The organism is Gordonia rubripertincta (assembly GCF_038024875.1).
Lineage (GTDB): Bacteria > Actinomycetota > Actinomycetes > Mycobacteriales > Mycobacteriaceae > Gordonia > Gordonia rubripertincta.
In genome coordinates this window covers 3372150-3388015 of the sequence record NZ_CP136136.1, presented here as the reverse complement: position 1 = coordinate 3388015, position 15866 = coordinate 3372150, and the positions used below count along the sequence as shown (strand labels likewise).

Sequence of the window (15866 nt, the reverse complement as noted above, 5' to 3'; positions counted from 1 at the left end):
CGTGCTCGGTTCTCCCGGAGCCGGGAAGATCAGGAACGACGCCGACGGAACCGGGAGGCGACCCGGCGGCGGAGACTGCTTGCCGCATCGGTCTCTCCGGCGTCGGTCTCTCCGGCGTCGGTGGCTTTCGCATCGGCCTGATCCGCGTTCGGCAGTTCTGCGTCACCGGTTTGAGCGTCAGACGGTTCGGGGTCGGCATCAGCCGAGCCTGTCGTGGCGTCCTCAGGCTCTGCGGTGCCAGTTGTCGCGTCCTCAGATTCGAAGACGCCGGGTGCCTCGTCCTCTGGCTCCGAGACGGCAGTTGCTGCGTCCTCGGGTTCGGCATTGCCTGCCGCGTCCTCGGATTCGACGTCGGCGTCCACGACGTCTTCGGTCTCGACGACGTCGTCGGCCTCGTCGTCCGCTGCTGCATCGACCGAGGCTCCGTCTTCCGCGTCGGCGGTCGCGTCGTCCTCTACCTCGGGATTCGTGACCTCCGGGTCGCCTCCCTCAGCGGACTCGGCTGCGTCGGGCTCCTCCGCGGCAGGCTCCAACTCCTCAGCCTCCGCTGCGAGCGTTGCCGCTTCGGCTTCGGCCTCCTCTCCCTCGGGTTCCGGGGCCTCGGTCTCCGCGACCGCGGCGTCGTCGTCGTGGTCGTGGTCGACCACCGGAACCACCGGCTCGGCAACCTCGCGGGGAGCCGGCGAATCATCCTCCGGGCTCGACTCGTCGGCGGTTTCGACCGCGGGCTCGTGATCCTCTGCCTTCACGGCTGCAGGTGCGGTTGGGACACTACTGGTCTCCACCTTGTCGGCCTCGGCGTCGAGGGCGTCCAGTGTGTCCACATCTGCGGGCGGTTCGTCGTCTTCGACAGCATCGAGGTCGTCGAAGTCCTCGTCGTACCAGTCGTCGACGTATCCGGCGACACCCTGTTCCTCGAGTTCGGCGGCGCGTTCGGGGTGGTACATCTCCAGGCCCTGTTCACGGCCCTTGGGCGCGACGACGAAGTAGACGATCGCGCACACGAACACGAGGGCGGCGGTGAAGAGGTTCGGACGGATGCCGGCGATGTAGTTGGCGACGGCGGCACGGTCGTCACGGAGCATCTCGATGAAGAACCGGCCGAGGCAGTAGCCGGCGATGTAGAGCGCGAACAGGCGGCCGTGGCCGATGCGGAACCTGCGGTCGATGACCACCAGGAGGATCACGATCAGGACGTTCCACAGCAGTTCGTAGAGGAACGTCGGCTGGACGACAGCGACCACGACGCCGTTGGACTTGCCGTCGATCAGGCCGGCGTTGGCGTAGCCGGCCTTGTTGACCCGTTCGTAGATCTCCAGACCCCACGGCAGGGTCGTCTCCCGGCCGTACAGCTCCTGGTTGAAGTAGTTGCCGAGCCGACCGATGGCCTGGGCCAACAGGATCGGCGGGGCGATCGCGTCACCGAAGGCGGGTAGTCGGATACCGCGGCGTCGGGCGCCGATCCACGCACCGACCGCGCCGAGCGCGACCGCACCCCAGATTCCGAGACCACCGTCCCAGATCCGCAGCGCGTCGAGTGGCTCCTTGGGGGCGTCTGCCCCGAAGTAGGTCTTCCAGTCGGTGATGAGGTGGTAGAGGCGCCCACCGAGGAGACCGAACGGGACGGCCCAGATCGCGACGTCGAGGACCTCGCCTTCCTGTCCCCCGCGAGCGATCCACCGGCGGTTGCCCCACCAGACCGCGACGATGATCCCCGCGATGATGCACAGCGCGTACGCGCGCAGCGGGAACGGTCCGAGATCCCACACGCCCTGGGGCGGACTGGGGATGTAGGCGAGCATCGTCGTGGTCGGCGCGTTCACCATGCAACCCTAACCGACACGGCACCCACTCCCGCGCGGTCTGGTTGTCGGGGCGTGGCCGGCCTCGGGATACGGACCTCGGGCAACCCCTCGGCCGCTACTCGACCGGCGGACAGGTGGCCCGCGACTCGTTGAAGCAGCGTCAGACGGCAGCGTGGCGCGACCGCACGCCCTCGGCGAGTTCACCGACGAGCGAGGCCAAACGGTCCTGACCGGCCTTGGCGGCGGTCACCAGAGCCGAGCCGACGATGACGCCGTCGGAGTAGGACGCGATCTGGGCGGCCTGCTCACGGTTGCGGACACCGAGTCCGACGCCGATCGGGATGTCGGAGTACTCCCGCACGCGTGCGCACAGCTCGGGAGCCATGTCCGACACCGCGTCACGCGCACCGGTGACACCCATCGTGGACGCGGCATAGACGAATCCGCGGGAGGCGTCGACGGTCAGCGCGATGCGCTCGGTGGTCGACGACGGCGCGACGAGGTATATGCGGTCCAGGCCGTACTCATCCGAGGCGGCGTGCCACTGAGCGCCCTCTTCGGGAATCAGGTTCGGCGTGATGAGCCCGGCACCGCCCGCGTTGGCGAGGTCCCGCGCGAAGTTCTCGACGCCGTACTGCAGCACCGGGTTCCAGTAGCTCATGACCACCGCGGTGCCGCCGGCCGAGCTGATCGCCTCCACCGCGGTGAACACGTCGCGCACCCGAACGCCGTTGGTGAGGGCGAGGTCGGCGGCCTCCTGGATGGTCGGACCGTCCATCACCGGATCGGAGTAGGGCACGCCCACCTCGATGATGTCGCAACCGACGTCGACCATCGTCCGGAACGAGGTCAGCGAATCGTCCAGCGTCGGATAACCCACGGGGAGATATCCGATGAGGGCGCTGCGGTTCTCCTCGCGGCACTTGTCGAAAACCGGTCCGGTCTTCGATGAGATGGTGTCTGCGCTCATGCCTGTTCTCCCGGCTGTCCGCTGGTGGCCTTTGCCTCGTCCTGCGACGGCGGCGGGTCGAAGAGACCGAACCAGCGCGCAGCGGTGTCGACGTCCTTGTCGCCGCGTCCGGAGAGGCTGACGACAATGATCGCGCCCTCGCCGAGTTCCTTGCCGAGCTTCAATGCACCGGCGACCGCGTGCGCGGACTCGATCGCGGGAATGATCCCCTCGCGACGGCTCAGCAGCGCGAGCGCATCCATCGCCTCGGTGTCGGTGATCGGTCGGTACTCGGCCCGGCCGGTGTCCTTGAGGTAGGCATGTTCGGGGCCGACGCCCGGGTAGTCGAGACCCGCGGAGATCGAGTGGGACTCGGTCGTCTGTCCGTCTTCGTCCTGCAGCAGGTACGAGTAGGCGCCCTGGAACGCTCCCGGCGTGCCGCCGGTGAAAGTCGCTGCGTGACGGCCGGTTTCGACGCCGTCACCGGCCGCCTCGAAACCGACGAGACGAACGTCGGAGTCGTCGATGAACGGATGGAAGATACCTATGGCGTTGGAACCGCCACCGACGCAGGCGGTCACGGCATCGGGCAGGCGTCCGGCCTTGTCGAGGATCTGGGCCCTGGCCTCGAGGCCGACGACGCGCTGGAGGTCGCGGACCATCACCGGGAACGGGTGCGGGCCGGCGGCGGTGCCGAAGCAGTAATAGGTGTTGTGCGCGTTGGTGACCCAGTCACGCATGGCCTCGTTGATGGCGTCTTTCAGCGTGGCCGAACCGTTGTCGACGGCGATGACCTCGGCGCCGAGCAAACGCATCCGGGCGACGTTGAGCGCCTGGCGATCGGTGTCGACACGACCCATGTAGATCACGCATTCGAGGCCCAGGAGCGCACATGCGGTGGCGGTGGCCACGCCGTGCTGGCCGGCGCCGGTCTCGGCGATGATGCGGTTCTTGCCCATTCGCTGGGCCAGAAGCGCCTGCCCGAGAACGTTGTTGATCTTGTGCGAGCCGGTGTGGTTGAGATCCTCGCGCTTGAGGAAGATCCGCGCTCCCCCGGCGTGCTCGGCGAGGCGCTTCGCCTCGTACAGCGGCGACGGACGTCCGGCGTAATCACGCTGCAGACGGTCGAGTTCGTTCAGGAAGTCGTCGTCGGTGCGAATCTTGTAGAAGGTGGCGGTGACCTCGTCGATGACCGCCATCAGGGCTTCCGGCACGTGCCGTCCGCCGTAGACGCCGAAATGGCCGCCCTCGTCGGGTTCGATCGACGTACGCGTCGTCAAGCCGGTACTGGCCGGCGGGAGCACGGTCGCGGAAGAGTCGGGATGGGCCGAGTCAGGATGGGCGGTCACTACATCTCACAGTCGATCGGGCCGACGACGACATGGACCGAACACGGCCCGAAGACGTATGTCAGCGAACTGGTTTCGGGCACGACGGGTGGGTACCCGCGGTGACCAGCTCACGCACCGCGGCGCGGGGGTCACCACTTGTCACTAGTCCCTCACCCACCAGGACGGCGTCGGCGCCTGCGCCTGCGTAGGCCAGCAGATCGGCGGTGCCGCGCACGCCCGACTCCGCGATGCGGATGGTCTCGGTCGGCAGGCCGGGGGCGATGCGAGAGAAGGTGTCCCGCTCGACCTGGAGGGTCTTGAGGTTGCGGGCGTTCACGCCGACGACCGACGCACCTGCCTCGAGGGCACGGTCGGCCTCTTCCTCGGTGTGGACCTCCACGAGCGCGGTCATGCCGAGGCTCTCGGTGCGGTCGAGCAGCGAGGCGAGGACGTTCTGCTCGAGGGCTGCCACGATCAGCAGGATGACATCGGCGCCGTGGGCACGGGCCTCATGGATCTGATACGGCCCGACGATGAAGTCCTTGCGCAGGACCGGGATGTCGACTGCCGCGCGAACGGCGTCGAGGTCGGCGAGTGATCCGTGGAAGCGTCGCTCCTCGGTCAGCACGCTGATGATGCGGGCGCCGCCTTCTTCGTAGGCCCCGGCCAGTTCGGCGGGATCGCCGATCGTGGCCAGTTCACCCTTGGACGGGCTGGCTCGCTTGACCTCGGCGATCACCCCGATACCGGGCTGACGGAGTGCGGCCATGGCGTCCCGGGGAGCGGGAGCCTTCGCCGATGCGGCCTTCACAGCAGCGAAATCGACCACCGCTTCACGTGCGGCGACGTCGGCTTTGACTCCCTCGATGATCGACTCGAGAACGTTGGGCATGCTCACAGCGACTCCGCTCCCTTCCGCTCGTCGTGTGGTCTCAGGGTAGCCCGATCGTCTCGGCGACCTGTCACGGGGTTGGCCGATCCTCTCCGAGACGGGAGCGGTCCTGGACTGTTACGCATATCTCAGCCTGCCGTGCGAGTCTCAGGGAGACCTGTGGATCGGGTCACTGCTCGCCCGCAGGATCAGCGTTCGTCCGAATCGGTCGGATCCGTCGGATCGATGCCCGTGTCGAGCGCGTCCCACATCATGCGCTCGTTCGCGTCCGGGTCGTCGGCCGACCGACCGCCCTTTCCGCCGGTCGCGGCGCCGCCGGCCGGGGTGTCCCCGGTCTGGGTGGTGTCGGCCGCGCCCGCCTTCTTCCGCCGCTCGTAGTCGGCGAAGATCTCGGTCTCGAGCTCCTCGCGCCGGGCTGCGGGGGTCTTGTACTTCGACGACATCGTCGCACCTCTGGCGACCCGGAGCAGCACAACCGCGGCGGCGACGGCACACACCGTGCCGAGTAGGACCAGCGCGGCGGGCAGCCACTGGGTGTCGGTGTAGAGAGCGATGTACCGGTCCGGGATGTCCCCGGCGTCGGCGGCGTACTCGGAGTCGGCGCCGCCGACGATCAGCGAGATCGCCGGGAAGGCGGCGAGCACGCCACCGACAGCCACGAGCAGCGCGACCAGGCGCAGGCCCCAACCGCGTACCGACAGCACCGCGGCGATGCCGGCGAGGTACACCAGGGCAAGCGGCGTGAGCCAGGGACTCCAGTCCGATCCCTTGACGTCGAAAGTGCGCTGGGGTGAGAGGCCGTCCTCGGCCGACACGGTCGCCCAGGTCAGCCGGCTCGCACCCCAGAACGCGGCAGCCGTGGCCAGCATCAGGATCGCCGCGATCATCTGCGGCCGTCGCGAGGACTTCGGCCCGGTCTTGGACGCCCCCGGCTGGGACGACTCGGCCGGATGCTCCGCGGATGTCACGCGCTGTCTCCTGTCGGGGTCTCCCCGACCCTTGTCATCGTCGACGCGGCGGCGACGGCGTTGAGCACCGCGGTCGCCTTGTTGCGCGCCTCGTTGTACTCGTATTCGGGCTCGCTGTCGGCGACCACGCCGCCACCGGCCTGCACATAGGCCTGGCCGCGCGCGAGGAGCGCGGTGCGGATGGCGATCGCGGTGTCTGCGTTGCCGGCGAAGTCGAGGTAGCCGACGATACCGCCGTAGAGACCGCGCCGTGTCTTTTCATGTTCGTCGATGAGCTCCATCGCGCGCACCTTGGGCGCACCGGTGAGCGTGCCCGCCGGGAAGCAGGCGGTCACCGCGTCGAGCGCGTGTTTGTCCTCGCGCAGGGTGCCCGACACCGTCGACACCAGGTGCATGACGTGGCTGTACCGCTCGATGTGGCGGTAGTCGCTGACCTTCACCGTGCCCGGGACGCACACGCGGCCGAGATCGTTTCGACCGAGATCGACGAGCATGAGGTGTTCGGCGTTCTCCTTCTCGTCCTCGAGAAGACCCTTGCCGAGCAGCTGGTCCTCTTCCTCGGTGGCGCCGCGCCAGCGCGTGCCGGCGATGGGGTGCGTGGTCGCGATCCGGTCGGAGACGGTGACCAGTGCCTCCGGGCTGCTGCCGACAATCGTGAACGGCTTGCGGGCGATCGCGTCGGGGGCCGCGGTGTCGCTGTTCGCCTCAGTCCCCGGCATCCGCAGCAGGTACATGTACGGGCTGGGATTGGATGCACGGAGCACGCGGTAGACATCGAGCGGATCGGCATCGGTGTCCATCTCGAATCGCATCGACGGCACGACCTGGAAGGCCTCACCCGCCTCGATCTCGCCGACGAGACTCGTGACGATCTCGCTGTACTCCTCGAGCGTGCGCTGCGCGGTGAAGTCCGGCTTGGGCCGGTCGAAGGTCGAGACCGTCGACGACGCGGGTGCGGCCAGCGCCTCGGTCATCCGGTCGAGCCGGGCCACGGCGTCGGCGTACGCCTCTTCGACGCGCTCGTCCGAGCCGTCCCAGTTGACGGCGTTGGCGATCAGCGTGATCGTGCCCTCGTGGTGGTCGACGGCGGCGAGGTCGGTGGCCAGCACCATCATCATGTCCGGGAGACCGAGGTCGTCGACGGTGGTCTCCGGGAGCCGCTCGAGGCGTCGGACCATGTCGTAGGCCATGAACCCGACAAAGCCGCCGGTCAGCGGCGGCATGCCGGGCAACGGGTCGGTCTTGAGCACGCGCAGGGACTCGGCCAGCACCTCGAGGGCGTCGCCTCCCTCGGGGGCGCCCACCGGCACCGAACCCCACCAGTGCGCCTGACCGTCGACGACGGTCAGCGCCGACGGCGCCCCGGCCCCGATGAAGGACCAGCGCGACCAGGACCGGCCGTTCTCCGCCGACTCCAGCAGGAAGGTGCCGGGACGATCGCCGGCGAGCTTGCGGTACGCCGACAGCGGGGTCTCGGAATCGGCGAGCACCTTGCGGGTCACCGGCACCACGCGATGGTCGCGGGCGAGGTCGAGGAAGTCCGTGAGGGTCGTCGTGTGGGCCTCGGCCGCCGATGTCACGCCGCTCATCCGAGGGGCTCGCCGCCGACGCCCCACTGGGTACGGGGTACCTCGGTGATCGTCACCCAGACGGAATCCGGGTTCTTGCCGGTCGCCTTGGCGTACGCCTCGGTCACCGCCGCGATGGTCTCGCGCTTGACGCGGTCGGAGAGTCCGGGGGTCTGCGAGATCTGGATGAGGGGCATGCAGCGTCACCGCCTTTCGGGTGTGATCACGATGGAAATCTACTGTGCGGAGTCGACCGGCCGGGCTTCTACTCCGAACGGCAGCGAGCCGGTGTCGAAACAGCTGTGGTTCCCGGTATGGCAGGCCGCGCCGACCTGGTCGACGACGAGCAACACGGTGTCGCCGTCGCAGTCGAGGCGTGCGTCGTGCACGTACTGGGTGTGGCCGCTCGTCTCGCCCTTGACCCAGTACTCCTGGCGCGAGCGCGAGTAGTAGGTCGCCTTGCGGGTGGCGAGCGTCTGCTCGAGAGCGGCGTCGTCCATCCACGCGACCATCAGGACGTCGCCGGTGGAACGTTCCTGCGCAACCGCGCTGAACAGTCCGTCGGCGTTGCGCTTGAGACGTGCGGCGAGCGCCGGATCGAGTGCCATCAGCGTTCTCCTGCCTGTGTCATCGGACGGTGATCCCGGCCTCGGCCATGGCCGCCTTCACCTCGTGGATGGTGAGTTCGCCGAAGTGGAAGACCGAGGCGGCGAGCACTGCGTCCGCACCGGCCTGGACGGCGGGTGCGAAGTCCTCGACCTTGCCCGCACCGCCGCTGGCGATGACCGGGACCCGCACGGCCGCGCGGACCGCCTTGAGCATGCGCAGGTCGAAACCCTGCTTGGTGCCGTCGGCGTCCATCGAGTTGAGCAGGATCTCACCGACACCGAGGTCCTGGCCGCGTCGCGCCCATTCGACGGCGTCGATGCCGGTGCCCTTGCGGCCGCCGTGCGTGGTGACCTCCCAGCCTGACGGCGTCGGCTCCGAGCCCTCCGGCACGGTCCGCGCGTCGACCGACAGGACGATGCACTGCGAGCCGAATCGTCGGCTCATCTCGCCGAGGACCTCGGGGCGTGCGATCGCGGCGGTGTTGACGCTGACCTTGTCCGCGCCGGCGCGCAGCATCATGTCGACGTCCTCGACGGTGCGGATGCCGCCGCCGACGGTCAGCGGGATGAACACCTGATCGGCGGTCCGCTTGACGACGTCGATCATCGTGGAACGTCCCGAGCTCGACGCGGTGACGTCGAGGAAGGTCAGTTCGTCGGCGCCCTCGCGGTCATAACGCTCGGCCAGCTCGACGGGATCGCCGGCGTCGCGGAGGTTCTCGAAGTTGACGCCCTTCACGACGCGACCGTCGTCGACGTCGAGGCACGGGATGACCCGGGTCGCCAGCGTCATCGTGTCTCCTTCGCGTGCTCGTTCTTCATGGGATGCTCTCGTGCCTGTCTCATCGGTTGCCGGGGCGCTCATTCCGACCACTCCCCGACCGTTTCCTCGATCACTGCCATCAGACCCGCATGTACGGTCGGCGTACCCGCGACCAGTGACGGGGAGGCGACCGTCCAGCGCTCACCCGCGATGTCGGAGGCGACCCCGCCGGCGGCCCGGACCAGCGCGGCGCCCGCCGCGTTGTCCCACGGATGCCGACCGAACGCGACGGCGCCGCCGAAGACGCCCGAGGCGGTGAACGCCATGTCGACGCCGGTACTGCCCGTCATCCGGATGCGGGCGACGCGGGAACTCAACGCGCGCAACAGGTCTGCCCGACGATCACCCGCATAGCGGCCACGCCCGGCGGCGTTGAAGGGCCCGAAGGCGATCGCGGCCTCCTCCAGCGGCATGTCCGGCAACGGTTCGGCGACCTCGCCGTTGATCATCAGCGGACCGTCGGCGTGGGCGGCGTACTTCCGGTTCAGCAGCGGCAGCCACGTCAGGCCGAGTGTCGCCTCACCGTCGACGACGAGGCCGAGCAGGATGCCGGTCAGCGGCATGCCCGCCGAATAGTTGAACGTGCCGTCGACCGGGTCGAGCACCCACACCGGGCCGTCGACCGGGTCGGCGCCGCCGAATTCCTCACCGTGAACCGGGATCTGCGTCCGGTCCTCGAGCTCGGCCGAGATCCGCCGTTCCAGATCGAGGTCGACCTGGGTGGCGAAGTCCGTGCCGCCCTTGTGCACCGCACTCGGCGCGCCCAGACCTTCGACGAAGGTCTCGACGGCGGCGTCGAGGACCGATCCCGCGGTGTCGAGCAACCGCGGGAGGTCGAGCGAGCTCTGGGTTGCGCTCATCAGACCCCGGCGACGGCCGTGAGTGCCTCGGGCAGGGTGAAGCGGCCGGCATAGAGGGCCTTGCCGACGATCGCGCCCTCGACGCCCTGGCCGACGAGACCGGCGATGGCGACGAGGTCGTCGATGGCCGAGACCCCGCCGGAGGCGACGATCGGGGCGTCGGTGGCCGCGGCGACCTCGGCGAGCAGTTCGAGGTTCGGGCCCTGGAGGGTGCCGTCCTTGGACACGTCGGTCACGACGTAACGCGAGCAGCCGTCGCGGTTGAGGCGTTCGAGGACCTCCCACAGGTCTCCGCCGTCGGTGACCCAGCCGCGGCCGCGCAGCCGGTAGGAGTCGCCGTCGCGGATGACGTCGAGGCCGACAGCGATGCGGTCACCGTGCTCAGCGATCGCGCGAGCGCACCATTCCGGGTTCTCCAGAGCGGCGGTGCCCAGATTGACGCGGGTGCACCCGGTCGCGAGTGCGGCGGCGAGCGACTCATCGTCGCGAATACCGCCGGACAGCTCGACCTTCACGTCGAGTTCGCCGACGACACCGGCGAGGAGGTCGCGGTTGTCGCCGCGTCCGAAGGCCGCGTCGAGGTCGACGAGATGGATCCACTCCGCACCGTCGTTCTGCCACGCCAGCGCCGCATCGCGCGGCGAGCCGTAGGAGGTTTCGGTGCCGGCCGCGCCCTGGACGAGGCGGACCGCCTGCCCGTCGGCGACGTCGACGGCGGGAAGGAGTTCGAGGGTGCTACCCATGGGTGGAGTGTTCCTGTCTGTTCTCGGGTCGGGCTGTTGTGTGTTCGGGCGGGTCAGGCGGGCGGGTGTCCGTCGCGGGCGGCGATCAGGTGTGCTCGCGCGCGGTTGACCATGCGGTTTGCCACGGTACCGATGGCCGCGATCATCGCGGCCACTGCGGCCAGTGCGGCGACCAGACCGGCGAGCGGTGACCAGTTCGCCAGCAGGAGGATGAGCGGTATGCACACCGCCAGGACCAGCACGCCGGCGCCGAGAGCGTAGAACGCGAGCTTGGCGATCGAGAAACCGCCGCTTGCAGACGGGGTGTCGGAGCTGTCCCCGCCTGCTTCGCCGGCCGGCGTGCCGTCGGTCATGAGAGGCCCTTCACCCAGTTCTCCAGGAGTTGGGCACCGGCGTCCCCGGATTTCTCCGGGTGGAACTGCGTGGCCGAGAGCGGCCCGTTCTCGACTGCGGCCAGGAAGCGTCCGCCGTGTTCGGCCCAGGTCAGCTTCGGAGCGGTGAGCGGCGAACCGACGTTGTCCATCTCCCAGTTCTGCGCGGCGTAGGAGTGCACGAAGTAGAAGCGCGTGTCGGCGTCGAGGCCGTCGAACAGCACCGACCCCTCCGGGGCCTCCACGGTGTTCCAGCCCATGTGCGGCAGGACCGGCGCGGGCAGCTGGGTGACGCTGCCGGGCCACTCACCGCAGCCGTCGGCCTCGACCCCGAACTCCACACCACGTTCGAAGAGGATCTGCATGCCGACACAGATGCCCAGAACCGGGCGTCCGCCGGCGAGACGGCGACCGATGATCCGGTCGCCCTTCACCGCACGCAGGCCTTCCATGCACGCGGCGAACGCGCCCACACCGGGGACGACCAGGCCGGTCGCCTCCAGCGCGGTGTTGAAATCGGAGGTCACCGTCACCTGGGCGCCGGTACGTTCGAGTGCCCGCTGCGCCGAGCGCAGGTTGCCCGAACCGTAGTCGAGGATCGTGACGTCGGTTTCGCTCACAGGGCTCCCTTCGTCGACGGGACGCCGCTGACGCGGGCGTCGTATTCGGTGGCGGTGCGCAGTGCGCGCGCGACGGCCTTGAACTCAGCCTCGGTGATGTGGTGCTGGTCGCGGCCGTAGAGCACCCGCACATGCAGGGCGATGCGGGCGTTGAGGGCGATGGACTCGAAGACGTGCCGGTTGATGATCGTCGAGTACGGAACACCTGGATAGCCGCCGATCACCGCGGTGAGCAGGTGTTCCGGTTCCCCGGTGTGCACGCAGTACGGGCGACCGGAGACGTCGACGACGGCCTGCGCGAGGGTCTCGTCCATGGGGATCCAGGCGTCGCCGAAGCGACGGATGCCCCGCTTGTCGCCGAGGGCCTGACCGAGCGCCTGGCCGAGCACGATGGCGGTGTCCTCGATGGTGTGGTGTCCCTCGACCTCGATATCGCCCTCGGCCTTGACCGTGAGGTCGAAGCTGCCGTGCTGACCGAACGCCGTCAGCATGTGGTCGTAGAACGCGATGCCCGTGGAGATGTCGGTGATCCCGGTTCCGTCGAGGTTCAGTTCGACCGAGATCGAGGATTCCTTGGTGGTCCGTTCGACCTTCGCGATGCGAGGCGCGGGGATGCTCACTGAGAGTTCTCCAGATCTGTTGAGGCAAGCGTGCGGCTGACGTCGAGGAAGGCGTCGTTCTCGTGCGGGAGTCCGATGGTCACCCGCAGGTGGCCGGTGATCCCGACGTCCCGGATGAGGACACCGGCATCGAGGTAACGCTGCCACGACGCCGGAGCATCCCGGAAGCCGCCGAACAGGACGAAGTTCGAGTCCGAGTCGACGACGCGGTAGCTGAAACCGGTGAGCGCGGTCACCACGCGTTCGCGTTCGGCGATGATCGCGGCGACACCGGCGAGGGTGTCGTCGCTGTGCCGCAGTGCGGCCCGCGCTGCGGCCTGCGTGAGCACCGACAGGTGGTAAGGCAGGCGGACGAGCTGGATGGCGTCGACGACGGCCGGGGCGGCGGCCAGGTAGCCGAGGCGTCCGCCGGCGAAGGCAAAGGCCTTGGACATGGTGCGGCTGACGACGACCTTGGTCGGGAACTCGTCGATCAGCTCGGTCGCGCTCGGCGCGGCGGAGAACTCGGCGTAGGCCTCGTCGACGATCACGATGCCGGGAGCGGCCTCGACGAGGCGTCGCAGATCCGCGAGCGGGAGCGAGCCTCCGGTCGGATTGTTCGGCGAGGTCACGAAGACCACGTCGGGTTCGCGGTTGGTCACCTCGGCGACGGCGTAGTCGATGTCGAGACCGAAGTCGGGCGACCGTGCCGCAACCAGCCAGGTGGTGTCGGTGCCGTCGGAGATTATCGGGTGCATCGAATACGACGGCACGAAGCCGAGAGCGGACCGACCGGGGCCACCGAAGGCCTGCAGCAGCTGCTGCAGGATCTCGTTGGAACCGTTTGCCGCCCAAAGGTTCTCGACGCCGAGCTGCACGCCGGTGGCGCGGGTCAGGTACGCGGCGAGGTCGGTGCGCAGGGCGACCGCGTCGCGATCCGGGTAGCGGTGCAGTTCCGCGGCGGCGGCGCGCGCCGACTCGGCGACGTCGTCGATCAGGGCCTGCGACGGCGGGTGCGGGTTCTCGTTGGTGTTGAGAATGACCGGCACCTTGAGTTGCGGTGCGCCATATGCGGATTTGCCGCGCAGGTTCTCCCGCAGGGGCAGGTCGTCGACGCTGATCTGAGATCCGGGGAGGCTCGTCTGGTCCGTGGCCGCATCCGATGCCGTCACGACCGCGACCCCACGAAACGCTGCTTCACCGCGTCGCCGTGGCCGGGCAGGTCCTCGGCGTCGGCGAGCGTGACGACCTTGTCGGCGACCTCACGCAGCGCGGCCTCGTCGTAGTCGATGACGTGGACGCCCTTGAGGAAGGTCTGCACCGACAGGCCTGACGCGAAGCGCGCCGAACCCGAGGTCGGCAGAACGTGATTCGAGCCCGCACAGTAGTCGCCGAGGCTGACCGGCGCGAAGGGCCCGACGAAGATCGCGCCGGCGTTGTGGACGCGGTCGGCGACCGCGGCGGCGTCGCGGGTCTGGATCTCGAGATGTTCGGCGGCATAGGCATCGACGACGGCCAGCCCGGCCTCGACGTCGTCGACGAGAACGATGCCCGACTGCTCCCCCGACAGCGCGGTGATGACGCGTTCGCGGTGTTTGGTGGTGGCGGCCTGCTGCTCGACGGCGGCATCGACCGCGTCGGCGAGCTCGGCGCTGTCGGTGACGAGCACCGAGGCGGCGAGGACGTCGTGTTCGGCCTGGCTGATGAGGTCGGAGGCGATGATGCCCGCGTCGGCCGAGTCGTCGGCGAGGATCGCGATCTCGGTGGGTCCGGCCTCGGAGTCGATGCCGACGACGCTGCGGCACAGGCGTTTGGCTGCCGTGACGTAGATGTTGCCCGGACCGGTGATGAGGTCGACGGGGTCGAGGACGGCGCCCGGCTCGTCGGCCGCATCCGTATCGGTACCGCCGTAGGCGAGGAGCGCGACGCCCTGCGCACCGCCGACGGCCCACACCTCGTCGACGCCGAGGAGCGCGCAGGCGGCGAGGATCGTCGGGTGCGGCCAGCCGCCGAAGTCCTTCTGCGGAGGCGACGCGACGACCAGCGAACCGACGCCCGCTTCCTGGGCGGGGACGACGTTCATGATCACCGACGACGGGTAGACCGCATTGCCGCCGGGAACATAGAGGCCCACGCGCCGAACCGGAATCCACTTCTCGCTGACGACGCCGCCGTCGACGACCTGGGTGCGGGTGGTCTCGCGACGCTGATCGGAGTGGACCTTGCGCGCGCGGGTGATCGACTCGCGCAGCGCGTCGGCGACCTGCGCGTCCAGACCGGCGAGCGCGTCGGCGATGACCTGGGCCGGAACCCGCACGGAGGTCGGCCGCACGCCGTCGAACTTCTCACCGAACTCCAGCGCCGCGGGCGTACCGGTCTCGGCCACCGCATGCACCACCGGCGTCACCGTGTCGAGTACGGCATTGACGTCGGTACCCCCACGGGGCAGCGCGCGACGCAATTCGGCGAGCGTCGGCGTGCTACCGCGCAGGTCAGTTCGGGCGAGCATGATCTCTCCTGGTCGGTGCGGGAAATTACCCGTCCAGGATACGGGTCGGTGGCCAGCGGGTTTCTGGTGCGGGTGATCACCGGCGTGTGGTGTGTCGGGCGCCACGCCCCCACGACGCGCGACGGCGACCCGGGCGGTACCCGGGTCGCCGACGTTGTGGCCAGGCCTCGTGTCAGGGGTTCTTGTCCCCCGAGGGGAGTTGGAACCAGGTGTCGAGGTCGAAGTCCGCCTTGATGCTGCCCTGCTCGACGAGGAACGCCTTCGTGCCGGTGAGCAGCTCGACGGCCTGTGCCGGGAACGGTTCCTCGGAGTAACCGTCGGGGTTCGCCGCGGCACGGACCGCCGCCTCGGGGGCCTTCGAGTTGGCGAGTTCGAACTTCAGGTACTCGTCCCAGTGGGCCTTGGCGAACCTGACCGCGGCGGCGTGCAGCTTCTGCCAGGTGGGTGCGAACTCGGGGTTCTTGGTGAGGAAGTCCTCGCTGCTGACGGTCACACTCGTCCCGGCGAGGTTCGGGTGGTCACGGTAGACCGAGTCCACGAGGTGGAAGCCCTTGGCCTCGAATGCCTGGAGCTGAACGGACGGGATAACACCCGGCAGTGCCGCACCGTCGATCTCGCCCGAGTTCAGGGGTGCCTCCTGATCTGCCGGGTAGAGGTGGATCAGGTTCGCCGAGATCCCTTCCTCGGCCAGTGCCCCCTGCAGATACCGGTCGATGTAGGAGCCCTTGGGGACTCCGATGTTCTTGCCGGCCAGATCCTTGAGCGTCTTGATCGACGGATCCTTGGCGACCACACCGGCGTCGTTGTCGAACTGCTGCACCGCGACGAGTCGCGTCTGCAGGCCGGAGCCGCGGGCCACCAGCGCGGGGGTGTCGCCGTAGCTCGCCACGTCGAGTCGTCCACCGATGAGGGCCTGGTTCAGGTCGGGGCCGTTGGGAAAGCTGAAGACCTCCACCTTGCTGACGCCGAGCGGCGCGAACGCCTCGATGAGTTCGCCGCGACTGTGCGCAAAGCCCACCGGGCCCGCGATGACGTTGCTCGATCCGATGACACCGATGCGGAGGGTGTCGATGACGTCGCGCTGGGACGAGGACGTGTCGTCGGACCCGCATGCGGCCAGCGCCATCACGGCGGAGGCGGCCGCGAGGACGGCAACCGTGCGCTTGACTCGGCGGATCGGTGTTCGGAGGTCGATGTTCATGGGTGTTTCTCTGTTCCTT

Annotated in this window: 17 protein-coding genes; all 17 read right to left on the bottom strand. The window is 68.9% G+C overall.

Going from position 1 to position 15866, the window contains the following annotated elements; genetic code table 11:
* Positions 1 to 29 precede the first annotated feature (29 nt).
* On the bottom strand, positions 30 to 1826 hold the full coding sequence (lgt, locus tag RVF83_RS15395; protein ID WP_005196171.1) for a prolipoprotein diacylglyceryl transferase: 1797 nt from the start codon (positions 1824 to 1826) through the stop codon (positions 30 to 32).
* 139 nt (positions 1827 to 1965) lie between these two features.
* Positions 1966 to 2775 carry a tryptophan synthase subunit alpha gene (gene trpA, locus RVF83_RS15390; RefSeq protein ID WP_005196173.1) on the bottom strand — a complete coding sequence of 270 codons (810 nt, stop codon included), beginning with the start codon at positions 2773 to 2775 and terminating at the stop codon, positions 1966 to 1968.
* Positions 2772 to 4103: a tryptophan synthase subunit beta gene (gene trpB / locus RVF83_RS15385; RefSeq protein WP_005196175.1), complete on the bottom strand. Its 1332-nt coding sequence runs from the start codon at positions 4101 to 4103 to the stop codon at positions 2772 to 2774. Before trpB ends, trpA begins: the two co-directional genes overlap by 4 nt.
* A 61-nt stretch (positions 4104 to 4164) precedes the next feature.
* The gene (trpC, locus tag RVF83_RS15380) at positions 4165 to 4983 is read right to left on the bottom strand and encodes an indole-3-glycerol phosphate synthase TrpC (protein WP_005196176.1); all 819 of its coding nucleotides are present in this window, start codon (positions 4981 to 4983) and stop codon (positions 4165 to 4167) included.
* A 182-nt stretch (positions 4984 to 5165) separates the two neighbouring features.
* A complete protein-coding gene (locus RVF83_RS15375) occupies positions 5166 to 5945 on the bottom strand; it encodes a TIGR02234 family membrane protein (RefSeq protein WP_005196177.1) in 780 nt (259 codons plus the stop codon).
* The gene (locus tag RVF83_RS15370; RefSeq protein ID WP_039880119.1) at positions 5942 to 7534 is read right to left on the bottom strand and encodes an anthranilate synthase component I; all 1593 of its coding nucleotides are present in this window, start codon (positions 7532 to 7534) and stop codon (positions 5942 to 5944) included. Before RVF83_RS15370 ends, RVF83_RS15375 begins: the two co-directional genes overlap by 4 nt.
* The gene (locus tag RVF83_RS15365) at positions 7531 to 7710 is read right to left on the bottom strand and encodes a tautomerase family protein (protein ID WP_005196179.1); all 180 of its coding nucleotides are present in this window, start codon (positions 7708 to 7710) and stop codon (positions 7531 to 7533) included. Before RVF83_RS15365 ends, RVF83_RS15370 begins: the two co-directional genes overlap by 4 nt.
* A 39-nt stretch (positions 7711 to 7749) precedes the next feature.
* On the bottom strand, positions 7750 to 8121 hold the full coding sequence (gene hisI / locus RVF83_RS15360; RefSeq protein ID WP_005196180.1) for a phosphoribosyl-AMP cyclohydrolase: 372 nt from the start codon (positions 8119 to 8121) through the stop codon (positions 7750 to 7752).
* A 19-nt stretch (positions 8122 to 8140) separates the two neighbouring features.
* The gene (hisF, locus tag RVF83_RS15355; protein ID WP_005196181.1) at positions 8141 to 8914 is read right to left on the bottom strand and encodes an imidazole glycerol phosphate synthase subunit HisF; all 774 of its coding nucleotides are present in this window, start codon (positions 8912 to 8914) and stop codon (positions 8141 to 8143) included.
* A gap of 68 nt (positions 8915 to 8982) precedes the next feature.
* Complete coding sequence (locus RVF83_RS15350; RefSeq protein WP_005196182.1) at positions 8983 to 9804, bottom strand: inositol monophosphatase family protein; 822 nt, start codon at positions 9802 to 9804, stop codon at positions 8983 to 8985.
* Complete coding sequence (gene priA / locus RVF83_RS15345; protein WP_005196183.1) at positions 9804 to 10547, bottom strand: bifunctional 1-(5-phosphoribosyl)-5-((5-phosphoribosylamino)methylideneamino)imidazole-4-carboxamide isomerase/phosphoribosylanthranilate isomerase PriA; 744 nt, start codon at positions 10545 to 10547, stop codon at positions 9804 to 9806. The genes RVF83_RS15350 and priA overlap by 1 nt, the downstream gene beginning before the upstream one ends.
* A gap of 53 nt (positions 10548 to 10600) precedes the next feature.
* Positions 10601 to 10900, bottom strand: coding sequence for a hypothetical protein (locus RVF83_RS15340; protein WP_005196184.1), 300 nt, complete (start codon positions 10898 to 10900; stop codon positions 10601 to 10603).
* Positions 10897 to 11538 (bottom strand): imidazole glycerol phosphate synthase subunit HisH, encoded by a 642-nt coding sequence (gene hisH / locus RVF83_RS15335; protein WP_005196186.1) that lies wholly within the window; start codon positions 11536 to 11538, stop codon positions 10897 to 10899. The genes RVF83_RS15340 and hisH overlap by 4 nt, the downstream gene beginning before the upstream one ends.
* Positions 11535 to 12158, bottom strand: a complete 624-nt coding sequence (gene hisB / locus RVF83_RS15330; protein ID WP_005196188.1) for an imidazoleglycerol-phosphate dehydratase HisB — start codon at positions 12156 to 12158, stop codon at positions 11535 to 11537. The genes hisH and hisB overlap by 4 nt, the downstream gene beginning before the upstream one ends.
* Positions 12155 to 13309 (bottom strand): histidinol-phosphate transaminase, encoded by a 1155-nt coding sequence (locus RVF83_RS15325; protein ID WP_005196190.1) that lies wholly within the window; start codon positions 13307 to 13309, stop codon positions 12155 to 12157. Before RVF83_RS15325 ends, hisB begins: the two co-directional genes overlap by 4 nt.
* Complete coding sequence (gene hisD / locus RVF83_RS15320; RefSeq protein WP_039880121.1) at positions 13306 to 14646, bottom strand: histidinol dehydrogenase; 1341 nt, start codon at positions 14644 to 14646, stop codon at positions 13306 to 13308. The genes RVF83_RS15325 and hisD overlap by 4 nt, the downstream gene beginning before the upstream one ends.
* A 172-nt stretch (positions 14647 to 14818) precedes the next feature.
* Positions 14819 to 15847: an ABC transporter substrate-binding protein gene (locus RVF83_RS15315; protein WP_005196193.1), complete on the bottom strand. Its 1029-nt coding sequence runs from the start codon at positions 15845 to 15847 to the stop codon at positions 14819 to 14821.
* Between the last annotated feature and the right edge of the window lie 19 nt (positions 15848 to 15866).